The sequence below is a fragment of the Bacillus cereus group sp. Bce019 genome (assembly GCF_051781745.1).
Lineage (GTDB): Bacteria > Bacillota > Bacilli > Bacillales > Bacillaceae_G > Bacillus_A > Bacillus_A cereus.
In genome coordinates this window covers 1-272 of record NZ_JBPWJX010000128.1, presented here as the reverse complement: position 1 = coordinate 272, position 272 = coordinate 1, and the positions used below count along the sequence as shown (strand labels likewise).

The following is a 272-nucleotide window of genomic DNA, read 5'->3' as shown; positions in this document are numbered from 1 at the left end:
CGGGGGCATCGAGCTGATCGCGGGGGTCACGCGCGATCCCGTCTTCGGCCATGTCATGACCTTCGGGCTGGGCGGCATCTACGTCGAAATCCTGCGGGACGTCACGCGGCGGCTGCTGCCGCTCACGCCGGACGATGCCGCCAGCATGGTGCGCGAGATGCGCTGCTTCCCCCTGCTGGCAGGCGCGCGCGGCCGGCCACCGGCCGATATCGCTGCCCTCCGGCAGCTGCTGCTGGCCGTGTCGGATTTCGTGATGGCCCATGCCGACCGCC

General features: G+C 71.3%; 1 protein-coding gene. It reads left to right on the top strand.

Annotated elements, in window-relative coordinates; all coding sequences use genetic code 11:
* Positions 1 to 272 (top strand): acetate--CoA ligase family protein (locus ACS2QP_RS27730; protein WP_438883060.1); only part of this gene is annotated, 272 nt, incomplete at both ends.